General features: G+C 39.2%; 13 protein-coding genes, 1 tRNA gene and 1 pseudogene. 5 read left to right on the top strand and 10 right to left on the bottom strand.

What is annotated here, in order from left to right:
- Nucleotides 1-121 precede the first annotated feature (121 nt).
- Entirely contained in the window at nt 122-1,984 is a 1,863-nt protein-coding gene (locus H0W64_11805) for a GNAT family N-acetyltransferase (protein MBA3662407.1), read from the top strand.
- 232 nt (nt 1,985-2,216) lie between these two features.
- A complete protein-coding gene (locus H0W64_11800) occupies nt 2,217-3,332 on the top strand; it encodes a hypothetical protein (protein ID MBA3662406.1) in 1,116 nt (371 codons plus the stop codon).
- A 228-nt stretch (nt 3,333-3,560) separates the two neighbouring features.
- Here the strand turns inward: H0W64_11800 and H0W64_11795 are convergent, their stop codons facing one another.
- The 4 genes from H0W64_11795 to bla form a co-directional block, all read right to left on the bottom strand.
- Nucleotides 3,561-3,773, bottom strand: a complete 213-nt coding sequence (locus tag H0W64_11795) for a helix-turn-helix transcriptional regulator (GenBank protein ID MBA3662405.1) — start codon at nt 3,771-3,773, stop codon at nt 3,561-3,563.
- 9 nt (nt 3,774-3,782) lie between these two features.
- Nucleotides 3,783-4,370, bottom strand: a complete 588-nt coding sequence (locus H0W64_11790) for a DUF2975 domain-containing protein (GenBank protein MBA3662404.1) — start codon at nt 4,368-4,370, stop codon at nt 3,783-3,785.
- Between the two features lie 51 nt (nt 4,371-4,421).
- On the bottom strand, nt 4,422-4,817 hold the full coding sequence (locus H0W64_11785) for a hypothetical protein (GenBank protein MBA3662403.1): 396 nt from the start codon (nt 4,815-4,817) through the stop codon (nt 4,422-4,424).
- Between the two features lie 541 nt (nt 4,818-5,358).
- A complete protein-coding gene (bla, locus tag H0W64_11780) occupies nt 5,359-6,228 on the bottom strand; it encodes a subclass B3 metallo-beta-lactamase (protein ID MBA3662402.1) in 870 nt (289 codons plus the stop codon).
- Between the two features lie 619 nt (nt 6,229-6,847).
- Between bla and H0W64_11775 the strand changes: the two genes are divergently transcribed.
- A complete protein-coding gene (locus H0W64_11775) occupies nt 6,848-7,504 on the top strand; it encodes a CatB-related O-acetyltransferase (protein ID MBA3662401.1) in 657 nt (218 codons plus the stop codon).
- Nucleotides 7,505-7,769: 265 nt separating this feature from the next.
- Nucleotides 7,770-8,726, top strand: a complete 957-nt coding sequence (locus tag H0W64_11770) for a phosphotransferase (protein ID MBA3662400.1) — start codon at nt 7,770-7,772, stop codon at nt 8,724-8,726.
- Between the two features lie 279 nt (nt 8,727-9,005).
- Here H0W64_11770 and H0W64_11765 read toward each other — a convergent pair.
- From H0W64_11765 to coxB, 6 genes and pseudogenes are all read right to left on the bottom strand, one after another.
- Nucleotides 9,006-9,080: transfer RNA gene (locus H0W64_11765), tRNA-Glu, on the bottom strand.
- A gap of 4 nt (nt 9,081-9,084) precedes the next feature.
- On the bottom strand, nt 9,085-9,969 hold the full coding sequence (locus tag H0W64_11760; GenBank protein MBA3662399.1) for a sulfurtransferase: 885 nt from the start codon (nt 9,967-9,969) through the stop codon (nt 9,085-9,087).
- A 9-nt stretch (nt 9,970-9,978) separates the two neighbouring features.
- Complete coding sequence (locus tag H0W64_11755) at nt 9,979-10,911, bottom strand: cytochrome c oxidase subunit 3 (GenBank protein MBA3662398.1); 933 nt, start codon at nt 10,909-10,911, stop codon at nt 9,979-9,981.
- Complete coding sequence (locus H0W64_11750) at nt 10,911-11,471, bottom strand: cytochrome c oxidase assembly protein (protein MBA3662397.1); 561 nt, start codon at nt 11,469-11,471, stop codon at nt 10,911-10,913. The genes H0W64_11755 and H0W64_11750 overlap by 1 nt, the downstream gene beginning before the upstream one ends.
- 8 nt (nt 11,472-11,479) lie before the next feature.
- Complete coding sequence (gene ctaD / locus H0W64_11745) at nt 11,480-13,162, bottom strand: cytochrome c oxidase subunit I (GenBank protein MBA3662396.1); 1,683 nt, start codon at nt 13,160-13,162, stop codon at nt 11,480-11,482.
- Nucleotides 13,163-13,895: 733 nt separating this feature from the next.
- A pseudogene (coxB, locus tag H0W64_11740) lies at nt 13,896-14,906 on the bottom strand (cytochrome c oxidase subunit II).
- A 163-nt stretch (nt 14,907-15,069) separates the two neighbouring features.
- Here coxB and H0W64_11735 point away from each other — a divergent pair.
- Nucleotides 15,070-15,993, top strand: coding sequence for a S49 family peptidase (locus tag H0W64_11735; GenBank protein MBA3662395.1), 924 nt, complete (start codon nt 15,070-15,072; stop codon nt 15,991-15,993).
- Nucleotides 15,994-16,298 lie beyond the last annotated feature (305 nt).

Raw genomic sequence — 16,298 nt, 5'->3', positions numbered from 1 at the left:
TAAGTATTGCGCCTAAATTTCCCGATTTTTGAGACGTGCAAATCTAAGTTATTGATGAGGCAATGAAAGACACTTACTATGGGATCAACATGCAAACTATATTCTGAGAGTATTAACACTAATGAAAACGATTACACAATTTCATTCGATTGATTCATTTACAACCGATCGGTTGATCGCCGAAAAAATTAAACATAATGATTTAGATAAATTTTTCATCATGCATAAAAACTTGCAATTAATGGCAACGTTAGGAGGGGTACGTTCTGAAGAACAAACACGGGCCAATTTCGCATGGAATTTAAGTCAATGGCAAGACAATGGTTTTGGTCTGTGGTTATTTTACTTAAAAACCACTAAAGAATGGATTGGTCGCGCAGGCCTTCGTCGCGTGATGGTCAATGGGCATGAAGAAATAGAGTTAGGTTATGCATTAATGCCGCAATTTTGGAAGTTAGGATTAGCGACTGAAATGGCTAAAGCATCCACAGAAATTGCTTTTGAAGTCATACGACTGGATAATATTGTTTCTTTCACGCTCACTACAAATAAAACATCGCAACGCATAATGGAAAAAGCAGGTTTTCAATACGAACGAGAAATTATTCATGCTGATTTACCCCATGTTCTCTATCGCATGAAAAATCCCCGTAAAGTTGAAATATTATCTTACGACCCTCATTGGCCTGACCTTTTCGAGCAAGAAGCTAGGCGCATTAAAAGTGTATTAAGTAATCAACTTAAGGAAATTTACCACATTGGTAGCACTGCTATTCCTAACATGCCTGCCAAACCTATCATCGATATGATGCTGGTATGTAATGATTTAGATGAGATCGAGTTTATTAAAGATAAGTTAAGCAGCCTAAATTACTCTAATCTTAGACGTCAAATTATTCCGCACCGCAGCTTTTTTGTAAAACGACAAGACAATCATATAAGTTTTAATTTGCATATCCATGAAAGAGGAAGCACGCAAATCAAACGCCATGTTAATTTTAGAGATTATGTTATCCATCATCCAGAAGATGCGAAAGCTTATGCAGCGCTTAAAATAAACCTCGCAAAACAATTTTCCGATGATATGAACAGTTATGTCATGGGCAAAGATAGCTTGGTTCAAAAAATCGATGCCAACGCAAAGCTCTGGCCAAAGAGAAAAAATGATTACCTCAAAGAAAATACTGAAACAATAGCCAAAAATTGGTCGCATGAAAGGTTAGTTAAAGCAATGGTAACCAACCTTAATGTGCATATGACCCACTTTGCGCAATATCTAAACCAAGTTGAATTAGTACGCATCCCAGGCTTTACGATTGTCAATACAAGCCTTCCCGATGACACGTTTAATTTCGTTTTGGATGCTGATTTTTCTACAGCAGAAGCTCAAAAGAAAATTTTGGAAGTTACAAATTATTTTACGCAAAAAAATATTCCTTTTTCATGGTGGGTTAGCCCCTTTGATAAGCCTGATGATTTACCTGAACAGTTAGAGCATAACGGTTATCAAAATACGGAAAACAATATTGCAATGTACTTCGATTTAGATGCATGGGAGGGTCAAGTTTCTTTACCCCCAGAGCTTGAGATTATTCAAGCCCAAGATGAAAAAACATTACATGATTTTGCACTTGTTTTGGCTAATGATGCAGTTGCGTTTAAGCAATATTTTTCCTGGATCGCATCCGTTTTAACGGATGATGATCCCATTGAATATTACGTTGGTTATGTCAACGGCAAACCGGTCGTGCGTGGATTATCTTGTTACTTTGCCCAAGTAGCTGGGCTACATTGGCTATCAACTGCCCCCGATGAGCGAAGGAAAGGCTATGGCGCTGCCATGCAACAATACCGCTTAAAGCGCGCCAAAGAATTGGGCTATCACATCGCTGTGTTACAAGCTTCTAGTGCAGGATATCCTTTATATCAAAAACTAGGATATAAAGGGTGCGGCGTTTTTAGGGAGTTTAAGTTAAAAACATGAATGAGCTTTAATCCTATGCGGCATTTTGCTTAATAAGTTCGCGATGAAAGCTTGGTCTTTACCCCTATAAAATTTTTTGTGTATCATTTTCAGAATGAACCATATGGCCTGAAACTCTCTTGTCATAAAAATATTTTTTGTTTTGCATGAAGCCAAGATTAATAGCTATCTTCTCGGCTTGTAGAAAATCATTTTACCCAACAGTTGCCCTGGCTTATTGAGAGGATTAGTGATGCGCTCTACATTAAATAGTTCTGCTACCGCACAAAGTGCACCTCGCACTCATTCGCAACAAAGCTCAAAAGCTGCTCAGCGCACTCAAGAAGTTCGACAACAGTTTTGGCAGCAGATTAGCTTCTGGAAAAAAAGATCAGCAACATTACCTCCGATAAGCAATATAGGAAAATATAATCAATCCACTGTGGTTAGAGCAGAGATAACTGAAGATGCATTGCGCGCGCTCCTTGATGGTGACAAAAAAATTAAAGGCTTGCCAAAATTCATGGATGATTTTTTAAATTTGCAACCTTCCCAGCATAGAGAAACCTTGGCACTAAAACCTGAACTCATTACTTGGAGTGAGGATGGGAAATATATTTTAATGCCCAATCCTGAGCAAACGAATCACGAATTATTGATGAGCGACCCGAAAAAAGCAAAATATGAAGAAGGCGGATTCGGACTAATTGCTTGGTATATTCACCCCAAGCTATTACAGGAAAGTAGATTTGCGGATAAGGATAAAATTATAAAAGAGACATTAGAAAATGGCGAATCGCTAAGATATGGAAAATATGGCACTAAAGAAAATCTAATCAAAAATTCAAATAAACATTCATTAAAAAAAATAAACTCATTTTCCGAATTATTGGAGCGCGATAATAACAAAGAAACCGTTGAAGACATTGTAAATAAATCTAATGAACCCTATTTATGCGGTCCATTTGATTATCAACAAGAACATCTTGAATCATTGAAACGTTTAAAAAAAATGGTAATAGCGCACTTATCAGCAATATATGACATCAATGAATTAGACAAAGTTGAATTGTATTTTCATACTCACTACAGCGTGGACACGACTACCATGCATTTGCACGTCCGTGTTAATCAAATGCGTCATGGTTTGGAATTAGATAAGAGCTTAGCACTTGATGATATAATTTATTATCTTGAAAACGGCAAAAGTGTTAAAGAGACCTTCATGGAACGAGGGGTAATCCATAAAGAATTAAAATCTTTCCCATTTTTGCAATCAACTGGATATAAGATTAAAAAAGTCGCTAATCCCTATTTTATTGAAAAATCTAATACCGAAGGTGAGGAACCTACCTATAGGTTTGCTTGACTGTATAAAGTTTCGGAGCACAATTGCCTTTAGGACGATTTTAGCGAGATTATCCGACTCTGCACATCAAGATCAATTTCTAAAGCTGGATTACTTGCTTGCTCATTCCATTGCTATCTATTTTCTAGCAAAAAAATTAAACGTGAAATATCATGTGCGGCTCAATTTCTTTGCCTAGTTACACTGAACATCCAGCTTGGAAAGATGGAAGATAAAAATATACCAGCGTTAAGATATAGTAATTTTACACTCTAAAATATCTCCTGGCTGGCATGATAGGTAATTACAAATTGCATCTAATGTTGCTAAACGAATGGCTTTGGCTTTCCCGGTCTTTAAAATTGATAAATTCTGCTCAGTAATGCCAATAGCTTCCGCCAGTTCTTTTGAACGAATTTTTCTTTTTGCTAACATTACATCTAAATTTACGATAATTGCCATGGCATCACCTTATATCGTTAGCTGTTGTTCTTCACGTAACTTACAACCTTCAGCCATTATCCAAGAGATTAAAATAACCATAAGTGCCGTTAGTAAAATCCCAATATTGGTTTGATCTAATGTAATGGCCGCATAACGGTGATGCGGTGGATTATTCAGCGTTAGAACTAGCCCCATCATAAATTGATAGAATGGTTCGAGTAACTGACCGGTTAGCAGCGCATAACCAATATTGCGTATATCTCTAACATGATTAATTGAAAAAATTTCTCCCTTTTCATACAGTTTAAACAATTTTATTAATGAATAAAGAATAAACATTTCAACCATCATGGGTATTGCACTGATTAAACAGCCTAAACTTTTTTCTCCTGCAGTAAGAGTATGTAATATGGCTTTTTCTGGTATGCCTTGCGTCGTGTAAGCATGCATGCCGTTATAGGTAGCAGGAATAGCATTCAGCTTGATAAAACCAGCTAACAGCACTAATTCATCAGGTGCATCAATCCAGCTAATGATTAATAAAATAGGCAATGCAACGAAAATAATTTGAAACACTAATCTAAAAAACAGACTGATATTTTTAATTTTGTTCATGTTTTTTCACCCCGACATAAAATCCTGGGCACACACTCGTGCCCACTTAACTTATCCAAATACTCCACCATATGTATGACAACTAAGGCTATGAGCAGATAAAGTAAATTCTAATATGCCCGTACTCTTTGTTTTATCTGTTGTCATAGAACATTGCTTTGGTTCATTAAATTGATTAGCTGAGGGTGGCAATTCATGCCCATTCGCAGATACGATGACTATTCCCACACGATTATAGCCATCCAAAGAAACCGGAATCCGAACTTTTTTACTAACCTCTATTGATTGAAGTTCACCAAAAATAGGCTGATTATTTTGGTTCTTATGCGCCATACGAAACGTAACCTTCATAGGTTGATTTGCAGTAAGCAGCACTTCGTTTGCATGTGCCGCCATTGTAAAACCTAAACAACTTAAAGCAATTACACTCAATTTTTTTAATTTCATATGGACCTCTCCGCACTGGGTTTAAAATAGGATTTAGCATCGATGCCGAGAAATTTAAACGATTTATTATCGAATTACAATAATTACTTATTGTTAAATGAGATTTACCTATTTCCGGAAGAAATCGGGCCTATGAAAAGGACTGAAACTATGACTTAATTAGTCGTTAAGATAAACATTCTTAATGCTAAAATCCTCACTTAGCTTGTCGACTGCAAACCACTCTGGCTTTTCATCATTTAATCAACAAGTTGTTACAGACTGAAAACATTAACTTAATATTGACACTCACTTAATAGCTTTGAGCGTCAATCAATTATGTGCAGAGACCAAAATGACCCGGCTAACTTCAACCTATTCTATATGTCTCAAACTTACAAGTGGCGGAACTTTTTTTCGCGATATTAACTCATCAACTGTTGTCTACCGTATGAAGCCAATGAATTGATACACATTGATCATAGAAATTATCCTGGCGCAAAACTCTCCTATAGCTGATGACTACTCTGGGAAAATCTTATTTTAGTCATGCAGAGATTACCTATGAACTCTTTTGCTTAACAAGTTCGTTGCGAAAATCTTGCTCTTTTAGCGCGATAAATTTTTTGTAACCTGCAGGATCAACAAATGAATTTTTTTTGCCTTGCTTCATCAGAGCATATTTTTTCTCAAGATCAAAATACATGCCATGTGCACCAAGAAAAATATCGCAAGGCAAAGACTTTAACATTTTAAACGTATGCTCATAATCCTTGGCAATCGTCGGGTACGCAGTGTTATGCACAAGTTTATATCCCGGATTGACATACGGGCCACCTACTATGACAACGTTATACGCTTTACCTTTCTCGACCACCCTCATCGTCCAGGTTGTACAACCTTTTGTATGACCACCCGTGTGATGTGCAACAAGCACCGTGCTCCCTAGCTTCACTCGTTCACCATCATGCAAGACTCGATCTACTTTCGTTGGCTGATAATGATTATCAGGATCAGTGCTAGTGCCATATTGAAAGTCATCTTTACCGCCTGATTCAACTATAGGTACATCGGCATCCATCACCATATATTTTGCGTCGGTTTCTTTTTTTATTAAAGCACTGCCCCCACCATGATCAGCGTGTGCATGGCTAATCAGAAGTACTTTAGTAGCGTTAAATTTAAACCCAAGCTTTTCGACACTCGTTTTAATCTTTGGAATATCCGCTTCATAACCACTATTAATAAGAATATTTCCTTGCGAGGTTACAATTAAATAATCAGCTTGATAATGATCACCCACGTAATAAAGATTACCCGCGATACGAAAAGGAGGGAATGGTTTGCTTTCAGGACGAGCTTGCGCAAGCTCTACGCAAACAAATATTAAAATAAAAGATAAGAGGAAAGAGATTATTTTTTTTATTTTCATCAGTATTTTTCGCGATATATTCTTAAGGAAGCAGCATGGTACAACTTCAATAGACTGCATTCAAACACCAGTTCAACTTCAATGTTTTCTAACACGGTATATGAGTGATATGTATCTTATTTTTTTGACCGTCTCATTTAACAACTTATTGAAGAGTTTGGCTACCTTAGGGATTCGAATCCGCATTTCCCCCGGGAGAGAGCAAATCTATATACCTCCCGCAGACAAATTTAAACCCCTTGATGATTAAATTAATTATAAGTATATTACAATTCATCATGGCCCACATTGAAGCATGCGCGAACGATTTAATTGTCCATTGTAGAAATTGACTGGCGTTTTTTGACATCAAATCATTAGCGCAAAGGTTATGTCGCAGAGCTGCAAAACAGTTTACACTATGCTTTTACAGAATTATCTCACTGAAATTATTTTTTTATGCTGATAGCTAATACCACATCACGTTGCGTAATTTAAAAAATTTTCTTACATCCCGCCGAAGCAAATGATTTTGACCCCCAAAATTTGAAGAAAATAGCCCATTAAGGCGGCATGTGCTGTATGGAATAATGGTGATAACTTACCTGTTAATTAAATGATACATAAGAGGAAAAAATAAATGATCAAAGCTCTCGGACCAGGACCTGATCCTAACCAAATTTACCCCATGCAACCCTACGATAAATTAGTTTTCCTAAAAAATTTCATTAAAGCTAGCAATATTCATATTGGTGATTACACCTATTTTGATGATAAGCGTTATGGTCCTCAGAATTTTGAAGAATATAACGTTCTATATAATTACGATTTTTCAAAAGTTAAATTGGTCATTGGAAAATTTTGCGCAATCGCCGCTGAAACAAAATTTATTATGACTGGCGACCATAAGCTGGATGCGATCAGCACCTATCCTTTCCCGATTTTTCAGCAAGGTTGGGAATCAGTTTATGATGTCGCAAATCTGCCGGTGAAAGGAGATATCATCATAGGTAATGATGTTTGGCTTGGTTATGACTCTTTGATAAAAAATGGCGTTACTATCGGTGATGGAGCTATCATTGCGGCTAGAGCGGTTGTAGTAAAGGATGTTCCTCCTTATGCTGTTGTTGCTGGAAACCCTGCCAAAGTTGTTAAGCTGCGTTTCGATGAATCTACGATTAAGCGTTTACTAAACATCGCTTGGTGGCATTGGGATATTCAAAAAATTAATCAACATCTTCCTCTCATATGCAGCTTGGATGTGGATCGCTTGGAAGAAGTTAACAACCAGCGCTAGGAAGTACATAAGTAGCCAATGAAACATGCTCTTGCAAATCAGCGTATTACTCATTGCCTAAACAATTATGGCATTAAAGTTGCTAAGCTTACTTTCCTTCCTGTAGGTGCAGATTGGTACGCATCCGGATATGAAGCTGAGACGCGAGACCCGTCATCTTATTTTATAAAACTAAAACACGGCCATCAGCATGGATATGAATGCTAACATACCGTTGTTACATAATGCTGAAACTCAACAATTATTCCTTTTAAAAGGATGAAAAATTTTGCGCAACATCTTTCCAAAAATTAATACTGACGAAGAATATGAAAAATTCAAGGTTGATCATAGCGAGCTGTTTAAGAAAGTAGCGTTTGAAATTGTTACTCAGCATCATTTACCGGATGCAGGACTTTCACCGCTCGATGGCACTAACATTGTATTTTCTCATGGCAAATCCAGAGTTATAAAAATATTTCCTCCGCTTCATAAAAGCCACTTCGACAATGAAGTGTTAACAATGAAGCATCTTTATCATAAACTTTCTGTTACAACTCCCCAAATAGAATATATAGGTGAAATAGACCATTGGCCTTACATTGTCATGAGCCAACTGGAAGGGACGCTTTTGGAGGGTCTTTGGGAAAAGTTAGATCACAGTAATAAGATAATTATTATTCGTGAATTAGGGTCTTTAATTCGGGAAGTTCATTCTTTGCCTACTGAAGGACTTGAAGCTATTGATTGCTATTGGCACGAGTTCATTAGCAAGCAATTAAAGCAATGCGTAGTACACCATCAAGAAACAGGTCTACCAGATATATTATTACAACAAATCCCAAAGTATTTGGATTCAATCAAAAACCTTTTATCCGTAATCAAAAAGCCAGTTATTTTAACTGGAGAATACACGCCAATGAATTTCTTAGTGCAGCAAGAAGCGGGGATTTGGCATATTCATGGATTAATAGATTTCGGAGATTCGATGCTTGGATTGCCAGAATACGATTTATTGGGGCCAGGCGCTTTCTTGATCCAAGGCGATAAAATCCTTTTAAGAGCATTCCTATCTTCTTATGGCTATTCTCCTGAAGAGATGACAAATGCATTAAGTCACAAACTCACTGCTTTAATGCTTCTACATCGTTATAGCCGCCTAAACGCACAAATTAGAATAGAAAACTGGGAAAATAAAGTAAAAAGCTTGGAGGATTTAGAAGACCTGGTATGGGGATTTTAAATTACAATAAAAAATTTATAAAAACCCTTTCTTACATTTCCACTTCTAACAAATCTGGTAGAAACATTTTTCACACATTTATGAATCACTTCTTCAGTTTTCCTTTTTGCTCATGCTCTTCTTTACCATAGAAATATAAATCCCTTAGCTATCTTAATAGGTCAATTGTATTTGTTCAGATAAAGAAATAGATAAGATTTCAAACTGGATATAAGGGCATTATTACGGGGAAACTTATTAAATTTGGACCTAAACAGATTATTATCCCTTGATTAAATTTGGCGCTCCCTACGGAATTCGAATCCGTGTTACCGCCGTGAGAGGGCGACGTCCTAACCGCTAGACGAAGGGAGCAGAATTATTGATCGATACTGCGGATAACGGGGCGTTCAGATAAACTTTCTTCACCCGGATAGATTTCTTGAGCGCCCCATTCTGACCATGAACCATCGTAGAGGGCGTGCTTATCATTATTTAATAAATCGAGGACGAAATTTAAAATACAAGAAGTAATGCCCGAACCGCAGGTGGTAACAAGCGGCGATGCAAGATCAATACCAAGTCCTGATAATTGTTTGCGAATTTTTTCGAGCGGCTTGAAGGTTTCATTAGCTTCGAACATGGTGGTGTAGGGAAAAGAAAAGCTTCCTGGAATATGACCGCTACGTAAACCTGCACGATGCTCTTTACCGCCGGCAAAACGAACTGGGTGCCGCAAATCGATAACTTGTTCCATGGGATGATGCAAATTGGTTTTCATTTGCATCAAGGTACGCAAGTAATGTGCTTCGAAGTTAACTACATATTTTTTAGAAGAAGTTTGCTTGGGTTCACCGCTTTCAACTTTACCGGCATAACGTTCCCAAGCTGCGAAACCGCCATCTAAAATATAAAGTTGATTGGGGTTATGACCAAAAATCTTTAACATCCACAATGCACGGCAGCTGGTATGCAGTTTGCTTTGATCGTAAAAAATAATTTTGTGTTCATTCGTAATGCCTAGCTCACCCAACTTTTCTGCGATTACCGCTTCATTACGGGTAATCATATTCGGTAACGGGTTTTCTGGATCATTAAATAACGTAAGATCGAAAAATTTAGCGCCCACAATGTGACGCTTTAAAAATGCTTCACTTGGATTTTGGTTATCTTCAGGCAAATGCCAGCTAGCATCCAAAACAATAATATTTTTTTGGCTTTTACGAAACTTTTCTAGCTGACCTGCATTAATTAACCATGGCATAAATTGTCATCATAACCAATAAACAAAAATGAATAAGAATAACCATACCACATCTACAAAATGCCAATACCAAGAAACGGCTTCATAACCGAAATGATGTTCCGGCAAAAAATGCCCTTTGAGACAACGAATGAGAATAATGCCAAGCATAATTGCACCAATGGTGACATGCATAGCATGCAAACCAGTCAGCGTAAAAAATGTGCTGCCATAAATACCGCTAGACAATGTCAAATGATATTCAGAATACGCTTTAATATATTCATGAATTTGAAAGCCTTCGAAGATAAACCCTAAAATAATAGTGAGCGCTAATCCAATAATCATTTGGCGACGATTATTTTTTTTAAGCCCCCAATGTGACCAAGTTAACGTAACGGCGCTGGATAGTAAGATAAGTGTATTAAGAGCAGGAATTCCCCAAGTTGGAACAATTTCATGTGGACCAGGAAAGAGTTGAGGATTTGGATTTTTTAATAAAGGCCACATCGCTTGGAATTGGGGCCACAAATAGTGATGCGTAGCCGGGCCTTTAGACATGAGCAACTCTTTCGCAAATTCATAGGATTCTCCTCCCAAAGTAGGAATACTAAAAATTCGAGTATAGAAAAGAGCAAGAAAGAAGACGCCAAAGAGTGCAACTTCAGAAACAATAAACCACATCATACCCCATCGATAAGTTCTATCCATTTGCTCACTATGCAAACCTTGCAAACTTTCCTTTACGACGGCGCCAAACCACCCGTACATCACGGTCAATAAAATGATAATGCCTGCTCCCATGAGATAAGGACCAATCGCACCATCATGCAATATTTGGACTAAACCTAAAACGGTACAAAATAATCCAACCGAGCCTACAATCGGCCAGTAGGAAGGATCAGCAATAAAATAATATTTAACTGGTTTGTAAGGTTTGATCTGTGGAGTTTGTTTACGCATTAGCCTTTCCTTGAATCTTTTTTGGGAGTTGCATCAAATAAAGTGTATGCAAGCGTAATGACATGCACATCCTTTGGAATATCTTTATCAATCTGGAAAAGCATGCCCATGTTACGACTTTCCCCTGCTGCCAATGTTTGTTGGTTAAAGCAAAAACATTCTATTTTATGAAAATGACTTATGGCTTCGACGGGTGTCATACTTGGAATCGCTTGCGCGATCATCGTATTCTTTGTGGGATTTTTCGCATAAAAATAAATTTGTTTTTTCTCACCAGGATGCACTTTGACTAAAAGTTGTTTAGGATAAAAATCCCAGGGCATGCCCATGTGATTAGTTGAAGTAAATTGCACTACCACGGTACGGCTAAGATCAGGTTCTTTGCTAATCTCATCGGCTTGGGCTGCAGTAATTAAATTGGTTCCAATGCTTTGATTAATGCCGGTGGCGCGACAAAGCACACTATACAAAGGCACCATTGCAAAACAAAAACCAAACATAAGGGCGGCTACAATACCGCCAATCCAAAATATTTTTTTATGTGATTTATTATCAGACATATTTTTTCTTATTTAGTGACCTTCTCATATTTTTCATCCATCTCATGCGTCGTCATCGCAAATTGAGGTGGCGTAGTAAAGCTATGGTACGGTGGTGGCGAACTAAGGGTCCACTCTAATCCATGCGAACCTTCCCACACCCGTCCATCTGCCTTTTTTCCATATCCCAACATTGCAGCAACAATATTGTAAAGGAAAATGAGCTGAGCAAAGCCTAGGATGAAGGCACCTACTGTACAAACCATATTAAACTCCGTGTATTGCAAAGGATAATCCGCAATACGACGAGGCATGCCGGCAAGCCCCAAGAAGTGCATCGGGAAGAAGGTTAAATTGATCCCAATAATCGTAAGCCAGAAATGCCATTTGCCTAAACTTTCTTTGTAATAATGCCCCGTCCACTTCGGTAGCCAGTAATATACAGCTGCAAAAATAGAAACTAACGCACCTGCAACAAGAACGTAATGAAAATGCGCCACGACAAAATAAGTATCTTGATATTGATAGTCAGCAGGAACGATACCGAGCATTAATCCGGAAAACCCACCGATTGTGAATAAGAAAACAAACGCTACAGCAAATAACATAGGCGTTTCAAAGGTTAACGAACCCCGCCACATTGTACCAACCCAGTTGAAAACTTTAATACCTGTCGGGACCGCAATTAACATGGTGGCATACATAAAGTAGAGTTGAGTACCAACCGCCATCCCCGCGGTAAACATGTGGTGTCCCCAAACGATATAGGATAAAAAGGCAATCGCGGCGACTGCACCCACCATAAATTCATAACCAAAAAGTCGTTTACGACTAAAAGTAGGAATGATTTCAGAGACAATACCAAACGCCGGTAAAATCATAATGTACACTTCAGGGTGCCCGAAGAACCAAAACAAATGTTGGTACATAACGGGGTCACCACCACCTGCTGCATTAAAAAAGCTCGTGCCAAAATGACGATCGAACAAAACCATCGTTACCACACCCGCAAGAACTGGCATCGCGCCAATTAATAAAAACGCAGTGATAAACCAAGTCCAAACAAATAATGGCATTTTCATCCACGTCATGCCGGGTGCGCGCAAATTAGTAATCGTGGCAATGATATTAATGGCGCCTAAGACAGAGGAAATTCCCATTAAATGGATGGCAACAATTAAGTAGTCCGTGCTGGGAGGGCCGTATAGGGTGGAAAGCGGTGCATACATGGTCCAACCAAAATTGGGGCCCGAACCCGGCAAAAATAATGAACTCAATAAAAGGGTGAACGCAAAAGGAAGAATCCAAAAACTCCAATTATTGAGACGGGGCAAGGCCATGTCGGGTCCGCCAATCATCATGGGGATCATCCAATTGGCAAGGCCTACAAAAGCCGGCATGATGACACCAAAAATCATAATGAGTCCATGCATCGTGACTAACATGTTATAAAAGTTTGGATCAAAAAAATGAGCACCGGGGCTAAATAATTGCAAGCGAATCAGCAAGGCCATGCCACCGCCCACAAACAACATGAATAAGCTAAAAAGCAAATAGAGCGTACCGATGTCTTTGTGGTTGGTTGTAAATAACCAACCTTTAACCCATGGACCAACGCCATTTTTTAATGAATGATGGTGTGGCGCTTCATGTCCGTGCCCATGACCATGAGAATCATGGTCTAAAGTGTGCGAATCTGTTGGGGTCGTCATGGCTTTAGTTTTCTCCCATTAATTATTGTTGTGGTGGTTTTGAACGTGCAGACTGAACATCAGCCTCTAACACCACTGTGCCCATATTATTTCCCCAAGCATTACGCTCATAAGTAATAACATCAGCAAGTTCTTGGTCTTTTAATTGATCTTTAAAAGCTTGCATGGCTGTTCCTGGTTTTCCATAAAGCACCATATTGAGATGGTTCAGTAATGGACCTTTAGGAATTGGGCCATCTTTGAGAGCTGGAAAGACAGGGGGCATGCCTAATCCACTCGGTTGATGACAAACTGCGCAAGTGTTCATGTAAATTTTCTCACCGCGTATCATCGCTTCTTTAAGCGCCTCTGCACCTGAAGCTGCACTGGGGGCTGCAACTGCTGCCGGTTCGGCAGCAGATGGAGCTGATGCTTGATTAGCTCCTTGCTGAGGGGCACCCAGCGTTGCTTGGGTGTTACTGGTTGTCGATGGAGTTGTCGCAACACCTGGTGTGGCACTGGGTGTTGAAGCAGGGACCGCGCTCGGGATTGCTGGTGCTCCCTTATCGGTCATAGCTACGGGCGCATTTGCATCTGTTGCTTTGGCAGCAGCATTTGCATTCACCGCTTTTGCAGCTGGGGTTTCAGCAACCGTCGCAGCAGACGTCGTAGAAGGCACTTCCTTCAATGCATCTTCAATCGATTTGCCATCACGATAAGCTTTGATTTGAATAGGCTGAACGAAAGTTTTGGTATTGTTTCCCCAAGCATTACGTTCATAAGTAATAATAGAGGCTAGATCAACATCATTGAGTTGACCTTTGAATGCTTGCATAGCCGTACCATTGACACCATTCATTACAATTTCAATATGCTTTTCGATCGCACCGATAGCAATTTTACTATTTTTGAGTGCTGGGAACGTTGGAGGCAATCCCATGCCGGTGGGTTGATGACAGGCAGCACAAACGCGATTATAAGCTTGCTCACCTTGCTTCATTAACTCTTCAAGCTTCCACTCACGATTGGTTTCCGCGGCACCTTGCGTCGCTTGACCTTTTTGTTGTGCAACCCAATCTTTATAACCTTCTTCCGTTGTAGCTATCACAACGATAGGCATATAAGCATGGTTGATACCGCATAACTCGGCACATTGCCCACGATACGTACCGGGTTTATCGATAATTGTCCACGCTTCGTTAATAAATCCAGCGACAGCATCACGCTTCACACCAAAATCAGGGATCCACCAAGCATGATTTACATCGTTTGACGTAATAAGGAAACGAATTTTTTTATGGATAGGGACAACCATAGGGTGGTCCACTTCTTGCAAGTAGTGTAAACCTTTGGGTGCTTGATTATGCAATTGCTCGGCAGGAGTAGAGAGATTACTAAAATAACTAACCTCATCTTCCAAATAGTCATAATGCCACTTCCATTGATATCCCGTAATCTTAATAGTGAGCTCTTCTTGATCATAATTATTCATATTCAAAAGAACTTTGGTGGCAGGAATAGCCATTAAGACTAAAATAAGAACAGGGATGATTGTCCAGGTTATTTCAACCCAAAAATGCGAGTGGAATTGTGCCGCAACCGCGCCTTTAGATTTACGATGGTAAAAAATTGAATAAAACATCGCACCAAAGACAAGAATGCCAATTACAACACAAATCCAAAAAACGGTCATGTGGAGTTCGTAGACATCGTGACTGATAGGTGAAACGCCAGGCGTCAGATTTAAGGTTGTTTCTGCAAAAGCCGCACTACTTGCAGCAAACAAAGTAAACAAGGTAGATTGTACGCGTCGCACGCTATCTCCTTCCGTGAGTATTACGGTTTTTATTTTAATTAGGATTTCATTGTTTTGGATTGGCGAATTATAACGGCACTTCTACACGATTAAAACTACGGGAATGAAAAATATGCATGAGTTAAACGATCAAACGGTCACTTCCGCCCTTATTGAGGATTTAATTAAGGAAAAACGGGCCGAACGACGTTGGAAAAATATTCGCTCGATTCTCTGGCTTGTTCTTGTGGCTCTCATTTTCTTCAGTATCTTCAACTGGACCCATGGAAAAAAAGGGGCAATGAGCAGCCTTGATGATAAATATGTCGCTCTCATTCGTCTAGACGGTATGATTGCGCCAGGCCGAGATTTCTCTGCGGAAGAAATTGTTCCTTTGTTACACGATGCCTTTACTGACAAAGGCGCTACGGGCATTCTTATTGATATCAATTCACCAGGTGGCACACCTGTGCAAGCTTCAATCATTCATGATGCGATTGAATCGTTTAAAAAGAAATATAAAAAACCAGTCATCGTAGTCGGTGAAGATTTGCTAACGTCAGGCGCTTATTACGTCGCGGTCGCTGCTGATAAAATTTATGTTAACCCCAACACCTTGACCGGCTCCATTGGCGTCATTATGAAAGGCTTTGGCTTTGTTGACTTGATGAAAAAAATTGGCGTTGAGCGCCGAGTCTATGTCTCTGGAAACGCGAAAGATCGTCTCGATCCCTTTTTACCTCAAACTCCGGAAGATCAAATTAAAATCCAAAACGTAATGACAGAAGTCCATGACAACTTTGCCCAAGCAGTGGTGCGTGGTCGCCAGGGTAAATTGAAAGGTGATTTAAAAGAATTATTTAGTGGGGACTTTTGGTCTGGGCAAACGGCTTTGAAACTAGGCTTAGTCGATGGTTTAGGTAATTTATGGGAGGTCATGGAAAAAGAATTTCATACGACTAACTTTAAAGAATATAATAATTCACCTAATTTTGTGAAACTTATTTCCGGACAATTAGGCACCGCAATTGATACGTGGTTTTATTCTTACAGTTAAATCCGTAGGACCTGTCTTTAAAAGCAAAAACAAAGCCTAATGTCCCCTACTAAAGTACCAAGGTAGGATTTGATAAGTCCTGGGTGGAGCGCGAAGCGTGTAACCCAGGAATCACCTCACTTCACTAAATCATCCTCTCCTACTTTAAAAAAACTTTCACACACATTTGATTACATCTTTGCTAGAAGATTCGGGGTTTGTGAGTGATGTAATCTTGGGTCTGTGTTTGATGGGGCTTTTTTGGTGATTAAAGTGGTGGGTGGCAATTGATAGTGTCCTGGGTTTCGCTGCGCTCCTCCCAGGAG

This window comes from Gammaproteobacteria bacterium (assembly GCA_013816845.1).
GTDB lineage: Bacteria > Pseudomonadota > Gammaproteobacteria > DSM-16500 > DSM-16500 > Aquicella.
The sequence above is the reverse complement of the archived record's forward strand: the minus strand, read 5'-3'. Positions and strand labels throughout refer to the sequence as shown.

Coding starts and splice junctions, on each gene's coding strand:
- H0W64_11805 (MBA3662407.1), top strand. CDS start 122: ATGAAAACGATTACACAATTTCATTCGATTGATTCATTTACAACCGAT.
- H0W64_11800 (MBA3662406.1), top strand. CDS start 2,217: ATGCGCTCTACATTAAATAGTTCTGCTACCGCACAAAGTGCACCTCGC.
- H0W64_11795 (MBA3662405.1), bottom strand. CDS start 3,773: ATGGCAATTATCGTAAATTTAGATGTAATGTTAGCAAAAAGAAAAATT.
- H0W64_11790 (MBA3662404.1), bottom strand. CDS start 4,370: ATGAACAAAATTAAAAATATCAGTCTGTTTTTTAGATTAGTGTTTCAA.
- H0W64_11785 (MBA3662403.1), bottom strand. CDS start 4,817: ATGAAATTAAAAAAATTGAGTGTAATTGCTTTAAGTTGTTTAGGTTTT.
- bla (MBA3662402.1), bottom strand. CDS start 6,228: ATGAAAATAAAAAAAATAATCTCTTTCCTCTTATCTTTTATTTTAATA.
- H0W64_11775 (MBA3662401.1), top strand. CDS start 6,848: ATGATCAAAGCTCTCGGACCAGGACCTGATCCTAACCAAATTTACCCC.
- H0W64_11760 (MBA3662399.1), bottom strand. CDS start 9,969: ATGCCATGGTTAATTAATGCAGGTCAGCTAGAAAAGTTTCGTAAAAGC.
- H0W64_11755 (MBA3662398.1), bottom strand. CDS start 10,911: ATGCGTAAACAAACTCCACAGATCAAACCTTACAAACCAGTTAAATAT.
- H0W64_11750 (MBA3662397.1), bottom strand. CDS start 11,471: ATGTCTGATAATAAATCACATAAAAAAATATTTTGGATTGGCGGTATT.
- ctaD (MBA3662396.1), bottom strand. CDS start 13,162: ATGACGACCCCAACAGATTCGCACACTTTAGACCATGATTCTCATGGT.
- H0W64_11735 (MBA3662395.1), top strand. CDS start 15,070: ATGCATGAGTTAAACGATCAAACGGTCACTTCCGCCCTTATTGAGGAT.